The organism is Ensifer sp. SL37 (genome assembly GCF_026672675.1).
Taxonomy (GTDB): domain Bacteria; phylum Pseudomonadota; class Alphaproteobacteria; order Rhizobiales; family Rhizobiaceae; genus Ensifer; species Ensifer adhaerens.
The window spans coordinates 77,081-89,008 of the sequence record NZ_JAPPRN010000002.1; the positions used below are offsets into that span (position 1 = coordinate 77,081).

General features: G+C 58.8%; 8 protein-coding genes. 5 read left to right on the forward strand and 3 right to left on the reverse strand.

Annotated elements, in window-relative coordinates; translation table 11 throughout:
- Positions 1-634: 634 nt before the first annotated feature.
- Positions 635-2,284 (forward strand): putative bifunctional diguanylate cyclase/phosphodiesterase, encoded by a 1,650-nt coding sequence (locus OVA00_RS08110; RefSeq protein ID WP_268088564.1) that lies wholly within the window; start codon positions 635-637, stop codon positions 2,282-2,284.
- Between the two features lie 286 nt (positions 2,285-2,570).
- Here OVA00_RS08110 and OVA00_RS08115 read toward each other — a convergent pair whose 3' ends face one another.
- Positions 2,571-2,849: a hypothetical protein gene (locus tag OVA00_RS08115; protein WP_268088565.1), complete on the reverse strand. Its 279-nt coding sequence runs from the start codon at positions 2,847-2,849 to the stop codon at positions 2,571-2,573.
- Positions 2,850-2,871: 22 nt separating this feature from the next.
- Between OVA00_RS08115 and OVA00_RS08120 the strand changes: the two genes are divergently transcribed.
- Positions 2,872-3,537 carry an ATP-binding protein gene (locus OVA00_RS08120; protein ID WP_268088567.1) on the forward strand — a complete coding sequence of 222 codons (666 nt, stop codon included), beginning with the start codon at positions 2,872-2,874 and terminating at the stop codon, positions 3,535-3,537.
- Between the two features lie 13 nt (positions 3,538-3,550).
- Positions 3,551-4,078: a transposase gene (locus OVA00_RS08125; RefSeq protein WP_268088568.1), complete on the forward strand. Its 528-nt coding sequence runs from the start codon at positions 3,551-3,553 to the stop codon at positions 4,076-4,078.
- Positions 4,079-4,199: 121 nt separating this feature from the next.
- Here OVA00_RS08125 and OVA00_RS08130 read toward each other — a convergent pair whose 3' ends face one another.
- Both OVA00_RS08130 and OVA00_RS08135 read right to left on the reverse strand, forming a co-directional pair.
- Positions 4,200-6,932 carry a BapA prefix-like domain-containing protein gene (locus OVA00_RS08130; protein WP_268088569.1) on the reverse strand — a complete coding sequence of 911 codons (2,733 nt, stop codon included), beginning with the start codon at positions 6,930-6,932 and terminating at the stop codon, positions 4,200-4,202.
- Between the two features lie 765 nt (positions 6,933-7,697).
- On the reverse strand, positions 7,698-10,595 hold the full coding sequence (locus tag OVA00_RS08135; RefSeq protein ID WP_268088858.1) for a Tn3 family transposase: 2,898 nt from the start codon (positions 10,593-10,595) through the stop codon (positions 7,698-7,700).
- A 71-nt stretch (positions 10,596-10,666) separates the two neighbouring features.
- Between OVA00_RS08135 and OVA00_RS08140 the strand changes: the two genes are divergently transcribed.
- Complete coding sequence (locus OVA00_RS08140; RefSeq protein ID WP_268088570.1) at positions 10,667-11,296, forward strand: recombinase family protein; 630 nt, start codon at positions 10,667-10,669, stop codon at positions 11,294-11,296.
- Entirely contained in the window at positions 11,293-11,850 is a 558-nt protein-coding gene (locus OVA00_RS08145) for a hypothetical protein (protein WP_268088571.1), read from the forward strand. The genes OVA00_RS08140 and OVA00_RS08145 overlap by 4 nt, the downstream gene beginning before the upstream one ends.
- Positions 11,851-11,928 lie beyond the last annotated feature (78 nt).

Consider the following 11,928-nt stretch of genomic DNA (forward strand, 5'->3'; position numbering starts at 1 on the left):
TACGAATTCTTGTGTGACGCTTCGGCGAAGGTTGAGAAAAGTGGTCGAGCGCTGAACCGGTGAACGCGCCAACCTGTTGAGCCCGAGCCTTTCAGTTGCGTAGACTGCACCACGCCGGAAACTGGGAAAACAGAAGGGGCCAGGAAGGCCGCAAGCGGCTCATCTGTCCATGCATGCTGTTTTTCTGAATGCATCAGAAGCCAAACGGGGAGTTCCTTACAAGAAAACAGCTTGTTGCCGCACGCCCATTCGAACAAGGAGCTGACGGCTTATTGCTCCATTAGAATAAGTCTATGCTAGCTGATCGCCCAGCCGCCCCATTGCCCCGGGTTGGTCAGGGGTCGTTCGGGATCGATCGACCGAATGACCCCGCTTTATCAAGCAGTCCTATCGCTTTGGTGTCTATCAAAGCTTCGGAGACTTTCTAGGTATTGATGGCACAACGGGGTCCTACGCGCTCTCGCAGGGCCTTAGTGTCACCGATACGTTGTGTCGAGTAAGCGGGCTTATGCTAACCCGCCAGCCATAGCGGCCGGATCAAGCATTGCCGTTGTCCGAAGGTGCTGGTTAAGCCTAAGGGATTGCGAGTAGGATGCCGGCGCTATTCCCAGGCCCAACCCGTAAAGAGACGCGAATGGAAGATTTCGATTCGGCATTAGCTACTTCGGTGATTGGATCCGACAAGGGGGAGCTCATCTCGCTTTACGGGGGAGCGTTTGAACTCATCGGTTGCTCCACGATGCTGGCGCGGACCTATCCTGTCGCGGCATCGACGACCACGACACTTTGGGACATTTACTCAGAGCTCTTGATTGCTGGCCTCAGAACTGCCGTCGAATCGGTCGTCAATCAGGGTCTTGCCAACATCATCGACATACCTGCCCCCTCCGGAACGCGTCGGCAGCTCGTTGTTTTCTGTGCGCAACGTGGCCTTGGGGTAATCGAGACAAGAGATACCGCGGCTCAGTTGGCGCCACCGTCCAAAAGCGATGAACGGGTCCTCCTTCTCCATCAGGCGATGCACGACGTTCTGACAGGATTGCCAAACCGCCGGCAATTCAGTGAGCATCTCGACCGCTGTCTTCCGTTGGGAGGCGGAGATAGATTTGCTTTAATGCAAATTGACCTCGATGATTTCAAGCCCGTCAATGACACGCTCGGGCACGCTGCGGGCGATGCCGTGCTCCAAGAGACGGCACAGCGACTTCGTGCCGTGCTTGGTGAGCGAGACATGGCCTATCGCCTCGCAGGCGACGAATTCGCAATCATCCTGCGCAAGGGGCGGTCTGATAAAGCCAAGCGCATGGCCGAAATGATCGTCGACTCGTTCAAGGACCCTTTCATTATCGACGGTATTGACGTATTCGTCGGGGCGAGCGTCGGCATAGCCATAGCGCCCGACGATGGGAACGACTGTGATCAGATAATGAAGGCGGTTGATATTGCGCTCTACGCTGCAAAGAATGATGGGCGCGGGCGCGCCAGATGTTTTAATCGCTCGATGCTCATCCTCTTGGAGCAGCGTGAGATGCTTCGGCGTAGTCTTCGCGTCGCGCTGCAGGGAAAGCAATTCTTAATTGAGTACCAACCGATCGCTGAAACAGGCGTGATTATCGGCTTTGAGGCTCTGCTTCGATGGCAACACCCATTCGCAGGGGTCATCCCGCCTGGCGTCTTCATCCCCATGGCGGAAGCGGACGGCCTTATGGGGGAAATTGGTGAATGGGTCCTCGAGCAGGCTTGCAGGGAAGCAGTTACCTGGCCTGAACACTTCACAGTCGCTGTGAACGTCTCTGCGGCCGAATTTTTACGCAAAGGTTTAACGGATCGGGTGGCTCATATCCTCGATTGCGCTGGCCTGCCTTCCGAGCGCCTCGAACTGGAAATCACTGAGTCCGTCTTGCTTGAGCGCACCACCAAAAATCTCGATACGCTCCACACCCTGGAGGTTTTGGGCGTCCGCATCTCGCTGGATGATTTCGGTACCCGATACTCTTCCTTGGCGTATCTGAAGAACTTCCCCTTCGATACGATCAAGATCGATAGATACTTCATCAAGGAAGTCGAAACCGACCACAAAAGCCAGACCATCGTCCGCACGATTGTTGCTCTAGCACATGGTTTGGATATGCGCGTCACGGCCGAGGGTGTCGAAACAGCGGGGCAAGCGGCCTGGCTTCGCAGAATAGGATGCGATCGGCTGCAGGGACATCTATTGAGTGCCCCGATGCCTGGTTCTTCGATTGAGGATTTCCTTCGGCATTCATCCCTGGTCACGCCGTAGGAGCTCAACCACCGTGGTGTTTGGGGTATGAAAGCATTTCTAGGCGCGCGCCGCGCTAGCTCGTCTTTCGAAATGCACTTTGTCGGCCTTAAGAACACGGTGAATCCGCTTGGTTTCACGTCGACCCCGATACCACCTTAAAGGTGGCCGGCTTTCTTATCCTGCATCTGCGACAAGTGCGGTGAATCGGTCCGGTCAAGATTGACCGATGTGCTACTTCTTCGCCTATTAGCTGAAATGGATTGTAGTTGGAGTTCAGCCGCCCCTTTGGAGCGTGGGGGGGTGGTCAAGGGACGGTGGCGGTCGGAGCGAGCGCGGCGCCAATATCGGCGCGATCACCAATGCCATGCTCAAACTGCTCGACCTCTACGGCGCCGCCGAACTCCAGGCCGCCGTCGAAGATGCCTTGCAGGCCGGAGCCTCTCATTCGAGATCGGTTCGTGCCGTGCTCGAACGCCGCCGGATCGCGCGTGGCGCTCCACCGCCGGTCGAAACAAGGCTGCCAGAGCATGTCCGCAAAAAGGATACGGTCGTACAGCCCCACAAGCTCGACCGTTACGATCAACTCACATCCGCAGGCAACGACGATGAATAATCCCGGCATCCTGTTCAACCGCGCCAGGGCGCTGCGCCTCAATGGCCTGATCGCCCACTGGGACGAAATCGCCGACGCGCCGTGGCTGGCCGCCGTGCTTCAATGGGAGGAAGAAGAGCGCTCCGACCGCTCATTGCGGCGACGCATGCGCGCCGCCAGGCTTGGCCACTTCAGGCAACTGGCCGATTACGACTGGAAATGGCCGCGTCGTATCGATCGCACCGCCATCGAGGAGCTGATGACGCTGTCCTTCGTGAAGGAGGCCGCCAACATCGTCTTTATCGGCCCTAACGGCGTCGGCAAATCCACGCTCGCTCTTAACGTCGCCTACCAGGCGCTGGTCGCCGGACATTCGGTCCTCTTGCGCACCGCCAGCGAAATGCTCGGAGAACTCGCCGCCATCGACAGCGATTCCATGCTGCGCCGAAAGCTGCAGTACTATGCGGCGCCCGATGTCCTGGTCATCGACGAGGTCGGATATCTCTCCTATTCCAACCGTCACGCCCTCCGACCGGCCGCCGTCTCAAGGCGGACGTGGCGATGCCCGCAACCGCACATTGTCCTCCATCCGGAGAAAAATACAGCAAATTCAATTGGAAGACTTTACCCGCGCACAGGTCTCATTAGATATGTACCATTGATTTCGACTAATAGCTGAATAAGGTCCCGTAGTGGTCGTTGTATTCCAACGTCGACGGGGCCATGTTGGCGCCGACGCCGATACGGCCCTTGTCGAGGAGATCGCCGTCACGCCGGCCAACGTCAATGACGGCAAGGCTGGTCCTGATGCTCTCCCTGACAATCCTGGTGAGGTGTTTGCCGATAGTGCCTATCGGGGAAACCATTTCAGTGATGCGGTGCGCGCCAAAGGTGGCACAGAGCGCGTCATCGCTACCGCCATGTGGGGGCGCGACGAAGCCGAAACGCTGGCACGTCTGGATGCCTGGAACCAACCGATCCATCGCATCCGTGGCCGGATCGAGAAGATCTTCGGCACCTGGAAGCGAAGCTATGGTCTTCGACGCATGCGATGGCTTGATCGTAGACGTCGCCGGATAGGCGACGAAACAACACGCCCTCCGACCGGCCGCCGTCTCAAGGCGGACGTGGCGATGCCCGCAACCGCACATTGTCCTCCATCCGGAGAAAAATACAGCAAATTCAATTGGAAGACTTTACCCGCGCACAGGTCTCATTAGATATGTACCATTGATTTCGACTAATAGCTGAATAAGGTCCCGTAGTGGTCGTTGTATTCCAACGTCGACGCCGGCGGGGACAGGCCCCGCCGGCGTTTGCCTGATCGTTCGATCTTTGGCCTTAGACGACGTTGACCGTGCCCATGTCCTGTTCGACCCACAGCGTTGCCGAGCCGCTGGTGAAGACATCGAATGTCTCACCGTTCGAGGTGACACTGCCGCCTGCCGTGAAGCCAGTGGCATTGAGGGTATCGTTGCTGTCGCCACGCACGATGAGCAGATCCGTGGTGTCGGACATATCGAGCACGTCCTGCGCGGTCACCGACAACGTATTGCCGCCGGTCCCGGTGATATTGATCGTCTCGATGCCGGTGACAACCCCCGGCGCGATGGCATCGCTGGCGAAGTCGAGATGAAGCCCGGTGCCATCGAGCTGCAGCGTATCGACATTGGCCTTGCCGTCAATGCGGGCAAACAGTGCATCCGGTACAACAAAGACATCGTCGCCGTTGCCGCCTGTCAGCGTCTCAGCGCCACCGGATCCGGTGATCGTGTCAAATACCGGATCGTCCTTCGGGTTGAGCAGATTGCCATCACTGTCAAAGCGCTGCTGATAGATGTCAAACGAACCACCGGTTGCTTGGTGCGTCCATACCACGACCCAACCGCCATCCGGCAGCGCCGTGAGAGTCGGTTCTCCACTAAATACGCCTGGAGAGCCGGGCTCTACATCCGCAATGGCAGTGCGCGGCGTGCCGTCTGCGTTGAATACTTGAGCGTAAATTGAAATACCGCCATCTAGCGACACGTCTCGCCAACTCACAACCCAACCGCCATCTACCAGAGCTTCGATATTAGGACCGCCATTAGGCGTCACAGTGCCGGTGGGAGTATGCACCGCTGGGCCATCTGGCGTTCCATCCGCATTAAAAACCTGCAAAACATTGAAGGTGCCTTCCTTCCACGACAAGACCCAGCGTCCATCCGCTAGCAGCGTGCCATCGGGATCCGCGTTGGCAAGGCCTAAGGTTGGATGACTGTGGACGAGGGCCACTGCGCCGTCCGCTGTCCCGTCCGCATTGTAGATCTGCTGGAAAAGGCTTGAGCCGTTGTTCCAAATTGACACCCAGCCACCATCGGGGGTTGCAAATGAGTTCATATCAATTACGGGCCCACCGCTTCCCGTCACCTTCACGCCGCGCTCGCTGCCGTCCGGGTTAAAGGCCTGATGTTGGACAATTGAACCATTGTCAAGCCAGGAGACGACCCACCCTCCGTCCGTTAGAGTAGTTACATGCACGTCCCGACTCTGCGCCAAGACGACGTCATGTGAGACATTAGCCGCCCCACCACGCGCTGTTCCGTCGGCATTGTAGACTTGCTGGAAGACACCAACGGGACCTGGGAAAGTCGACATCCACGTCACCACCCAGCCACCGTCCGGCAGGCTCGTGACAGACGATGCCTCGTTCGCCATCGCTCCAGCTTGCCCGACAGGGTTATGCGAACTAGGTTCAACCTCAACAGCGCCGCCAACTTTCTTGCCGGCGCTGTCGTAACGTTGCTGGAAAATGCTATTGTCAGACCCCGTCGACGTAGACCTATCACCGTCGCCGAACCACGTTACCACCCAGCCACCATCCGCGAGAGCCGTGACACTAGGATCCTCTTCGTTAGCAGATGACGAGCCAGCTACCACCTCTCCTCTACTTGGCCCACTCGGATCGGACGTGAGCGTCACATCCCTGAATTCCGAATCGAGCACGGCGCCGGTTGCCGGATCCGTGGAGGTGACCAGGATCGGTTTTGAGCCGAGGCTGCCCAGGGCGTAGGGCGGTAGGGTTACGGTCCAGTCACCGTTGGCATCGGTGGTGGTGGTAAAGACGTAGCCATCGAATTCCAGGGTGATTTCGGAAAGGGGTTTGGCCCGACCTGTGACCGGGGCTCCGTCCAGCGCCTCGGTCTCGGTGATGGTATCGTCGCCCTCGACCACATTGATGGTAATGTCTGCATCCGCATCAGCATCCGCATCAGCGTCTGCATCCGCGTCGGCGTCTGCGTCCGCATCAGCGTCTGCGTCCGCATCAGCGTCTGCATCCGCATCCGCATCAGCGTCTGCATCCGCGTCGGCGTCCGCATCCGCGTCTGCATCCGCGTCGGCGTCTGCATCCGCGTCGGCGTCCGCATCCGCGTCTGCATCCGCATCCGCATCAGCATCCGCATCAGCGTCGGCGTCCGCATCCGCATCAGCGTCCGCATCTGCATCTGCATCCGCATCAGCGTCGGCGTCTGCATCCGCATCAGCGTCTGCATCCGCATCCGCATCAGCGTCTGCATCCGCATCCGCATCAGCGTCTGCATCAGCATCAGCGTCCGCATCCGAGTCAGCATCGGCGTCATTATCATCACCGCCACCGCCACTCAGGGCGAACGCCAGGCCGCCGGCAGCAGCAAGGGGAAGCAGCAGAAACGCAGGATTGAATGCGCCGGAGCAGCTCGACGCGGAGAACGACGGGGCCAGGATGCCTTCCGACATGTCCGCAAAGCTCACCTCAACGAGGCAACCGCAATCCCCCGCTTCCGCGTCATCGCTTTCCTTCTTTTCCGTCAGGAACAGTTTCGGGCGACCGTCTTCGTCCTCGCGGAAGAAATTCACCAGGCGGATGGTTTCACCGTTTGCCAGACGCAAGATCAGGTCTTCACCCCGGCGCTCAAAAGCAGCCACTGCATCCTTCGACAAACAAAACGCTACGTCGGACATATGCCCGACATCGATCTTCGCAGAAGACCCTTGCAACACGACTTTCTTTGCCTTATCAGAGCCGGCAGGCATCACTTCAGCATTGATGTACATATAGCTTTCTCTTTCTTTTCATGGGGATACGCAATTAAGTTCACCCCCAACGCTAGGGGCCTATCAGTTTACTAAACTAATAGGCGAATAAGCCTTTGCTTAACGGCGGGCCTGCCGCTACACTCACCAACAAGAGGTCGCGCAGCGTGCAACTGCGATAAGGCCGCCACGGTCGAACTCGCGTTTACAACCAGCATCCATGGATACGGGCGTCGGTGGTGATGCTCTGCGCTTGCAGGCGCTGCCTGCCTCGCGCCAGCTGTGCCTGCCTTCAGGCTCTGGCCTGACCGGCCGGCCGCCGCAACAACGGCTGCCGCATCCGTTGCTCAGCGTCGCGCCATGCCAGCCCCGACCGGACCCGTCTCCGCCGCGACCGGATTGCATCCTCGTTTGTGCTGCCAGGGATGGGGGAGAAGGCAGGCCCCAGCCCATGCCAACGATGCCCTGCTTTGCCACGACGGCCATCGAGCTGGCCGCTGGCTTTCGCAAATGCCATACCAAACGGCGCTGTGTCGCCGATGGCGCAGGGATCAGCGTATCCACCCCTATCCACCCAGCGCCAGACCCGCTTTCAGCGCGGGGAGCAATATTCTTAGCTAAACGTGCTGTTGTGTGCGCACGGTAAGCGCACGGGACAGGACATCGGCACCAAGCAGATCGCCGCTTGGTGGAATGTGGCAGTGCTGTCAGATGGTCGCGTTCGCAAATGCTTTGAATGGACACTGCATCAAAGGGGTCGGTTCCGGCTGAGGGCGGAATGACACCCTAAGCTTTTTCACCAATGGGCCAAAGGTATTCTCCGGTCAGTAGGATATGCGCCCAACCGAGCGGGGAGATATGCGCCAGCAGCTCCGGCAGCACATCGAGCCCTTCGTTTCTCCGATCCTCGATGGCGTGGCCGAGATGTGCGGTATTCCAGTAGATGATGATTGCTGTGAGCAAATTCAGCCCAGCGATCCGGTAATGCTGACCTTCCGTCGTTCGATCGCGGATTTCCCCTTGGCGTCCGATACGCAGGGCGTTTTTCAGGGCGTGATGAGCCTCACCTTTATTGAGGCCGATCTGCGCACGGCGTTGCATATCGGTATCGAGAATCCATTCTATTATAAAGAGAGTGCGCTCGACACGACCAACCTCCCGCAACGCGGCGGCCAGATCATTTTGGCGAGGGTAGGACGCGAGTTTGCGCAACAACTGGCTCGGCTTGATCTTTCCGGCGGCCATTGTAGCGGCGCAGCGAAAGAGATCAGGCCAGTTTGCGATAATCAGTTCTTCGCGGATTTTGCCGCCGACCAGACCGCGTAAATCCTTGGGCATTGTCACCGGATTGAACACATACAGCCGTCTCGATGGCAGGTCGCGGATGCGCAGAACGAGGCGATGGCCGAGCATGGCGCTGGTCCCGAACAGATGATCGGTAAACCCCGCAGTATCGGCGTATTGTTCTCCGATCTGACGGCCCGCTTCATTCATCAGCAGGCCATCGAGGATGTATGGCGCTTCGCTGACTGTTGCGGGAATCATCTGTGAGGCGAATGGTGCAAACTGGTCATTGACGTGGGTATAGGCTTTCAGCCCAGGCTCGTTGCCATACTTGGCATTGACCATGTTCATGGCCTCACCCTGCCGCGCGGACGGGAAGAACTGCCCATCGCTTGATGCCGTCGTTCCCATGCCCCAGACGCGGGACATGGGCAGCTTGCCCTGTGCGGCTACGACTATCGCTAGCGCCTGATCTAGGGCCTCGCTTTCGACATGCCAGCGTGCGAGGCGCGAGAGCTGCCAGTAGTCGTGCGTGTTGGAGGTCTCCGCCATTTTCCGAAGGCCAAGATTTAGTCCTTCGGCAAGCAGGACGTTCAGCAAGCCAACCTGGTCGCTGCATGGCGCTCCAGTTCTCAGATGAGGAAAAGCATCAGAGAATCCAACCGCAGCGTCAACCTCCAACAGAATATCGGTGATCCGTACGGGCGGCATCCGACGATAGAGATCAAGAACCAGTTCCTCGGCATCTTCAGGTACGTCGGCGATCAGCCTGTCGATCCGTAACACCCCATCTTCAATACTACCGTGAGGAATGGCACCATCGCGAGCAGCACGGGCCAGGCGCTTCAGTCCGTCAGAAAGCCGGATTTTACGGTCGGCAAGCCAAGCGTGAGGATCGATTGGAACCGCCATTCTCGCATTTGTCTGTGCCGAAGCCATTGGGACAAGAACCTGCTTGAGATCGCCGTAGCGGCGGGAATGATCCAGCCAAACATCACCGGATCGGAAGCCGTCCCGCAAGTGAAACAGGACTGCGATTTCCCATAGACGATTGTCGCCCTCATCTCGTGCACGCAGATATCGATGCCATTTCGAATTCGGACGCAGGAAGGAAGTAACCGGCGTCGTTGGGGTGCCTGTTGCGCCAATCACGTGTGCGGCGGCAATCAATGCCTCGGCTACGGGCGCGGCTTTGAGCTTCAGACATCGTAACATTCGTGGCGCGTATCGACGGAAGCGATGATACCCTTGCCCGACATACGCCAAAGGTTCATCCGTCAAGGCGCTGGTAAGTTGCGTCCCTGCCGCGACCAGTTGTTCAAGTCGCCGCCATTCGGTCGATCGTGCCAGGACATCATCCAACGGGATGCCGTCATCATGTGCTTCCAGCAGCGACGCTCCCAACGCGGTGAATGCGCGAAGCGTATCAGTGACCGCCACCTTGGAACCGGCAATCCGCTCGTCATGGAGCCGTTTCGCCTCTCGCCGGGTTTTCCCGACGATACGGTCGTGGGTCTCGATAACGGCGTCGGCGATCGCGGCTTCCCACTCGACGGCGCAGACGGCGATGATCGCCCATCGCCGATCCGAACTGATGTCGCGCAGGCCATCCGTGAAGTAACGCTCGCCCTGCCGACGCAGACGCGCGATGCGGTGTGGCGGGATACCTACGACGATCTGAGGATCGATCTCCAGACCGCGCAGGAACTCCAGCCGATCAAGCAAGCGGTTCGCTGACGCGGAATTGCTGCCGACCTCGAACTGGCGAAGCCAGATGAAACGGCTGATGTTTCCGTCCACCATTTCGGTCAGAAGCCCGTCCAGTCGCTCGCGCGCATTAAAATCGAGCCTTTCCGCTATCCGTGCCTCGATGCGTCGCTCGACCGCAACGAGAGCATCGGCGCACAGACGCTCGATCGTTGACACCGCCGGCAGGATGGTCACCATTCTCCTGCATTGCGCGACGAAGCGCTGCGCCAGATCCTCGTTCGACCTCGCATCCTCGGCCTGATCGAAAAGCCAGTCTCGCAAATCACGTGCGCCACGGCCCGCGAACGCCTTGTAGCCGTAGATCTCGCGTAAGGCTTCCATATGCTGCTGGCGGGTCTGGCGGCGAGTGGCATAGGTGAGAATCGCGTCAGCCGGAATGCCGAGTTGAGCGCCGATAAAAGACAAGACCTCTTGCGGGATCAGCTCTCCTGGCGCGAGCGCCCGACCGGGATAGCGAAGCGCACATAGTTGTAAAGCGAACCCGAACCGGTTCTCCGGCCTGCGCCGTTCCCGGATATGTTCAAGGTCGTCGTCGGCCAGCGTGTAGTGTCTGAGCAACGAGAGTTCGTCGGTCGGCAGATCGAAGAGCACCGAGCGCTGTCGTTCGGTGAGAATATGTCGCCGTGGCATGCCGTAACTGTCCCTAACAATCAGGCCTTGTAAATCAAGGCCTTCCGGCACCAAAATCCACGGGGGTTCAATTGGGACAACGTGCCGCCATCTACTGCCGCGTTTCGACAGCTGATCAGTCGTGCGAACGGCAGGAGCGCGACCTGGCCGCGTTCGCAACTCGTGCTGGCTACGAGGTGGTGGCGACCTTTAAGGAAACAGGCTCCGGTGCGAAACTCGACCGCGCCGAACGCAAGAAGGTCCTGGCTCTCGCCCAGGTCAGGCAGGTCGATGCGATACTGGTCACCGAATTGTCGAGATGGGGACGATCGACAATCGACCTGCTCAACACGCTGCGGGAACTGGAAAGCTGGAAGGTTTCCGTCATCGCCATGAACGGCATGGCCTTCGACCTGTCGTCGCCGCATGGGCGGATGCTGGCGACCTTCCTCGCCGGCATTGCGGAGTTCGAACGTGACCTGATCAGTGAACGGGTCAAATCCGGCCTCGCCGCAGCAAAAGCACGCGGCAAAAAGCTCGGCCGTCAGGCTGGTGAGCGACCGAAATCAGATCGGCTCGCATCGAAGGTCATGACCCTGAACGCCAAAGGCCGGAGCTACCGCTGGATCGCTCGCGATCTCGGTATCAGCAAAAACACCGTCGCTGACATCGTCAAGCGCAACAGACTTTCCCTGGCTCCAATGATAGAGACCTCACCATGAACAAGCGATCAGGGCGCACCCCAGCCGATCCATATCGTAAGGCCCGCTTCAGGGAAATTGCACGGGAGATCGTCGCGAAGGACCGCCACAACCGGAAATACGGGCTTTCCGTCGATACCGCAGGTGCGATTGCCAATGCGCTCGAGAGGGCATACCGAGAGGGAATCCATGACGGTGAAAACGGGCCTGCTCCCGTAGTCGCGCAATCAGACAGCGGACCGGTGAAATGGGCGCTGATGCCACCCCGACCGAGAGACGCCTTCTGGACCATTTGCCTGTTCACCCTGTCGCGTGGCGACCGACCGCCCTCTGGCGGACGCCTTGTTCCTGCCATCACCGAACGTGGAACGCCAGGGTGGATGCTCGACTTGCAGGAGCGGACTTATGAGAAACTGTTCGGCGACAGAACGATCGCCCCGCTCATGCGCCTCGGTCTCATCGAAGAAGCGTCCGATGTTCCCGCACACCGGGTCGTCTCGAAACGAGGCGAGGAAACCTGGGGCCAGTTTGTCCAGAGGGGCGGTCACTACCCGGACGACCTGACCAATAACTAGCCAAAACTGAAAAATAGCGCTTAGGGTTCGCGGTAGGGACGCTCATTGCTGAGCGCCCCCCGCACAGATCCGTACGAG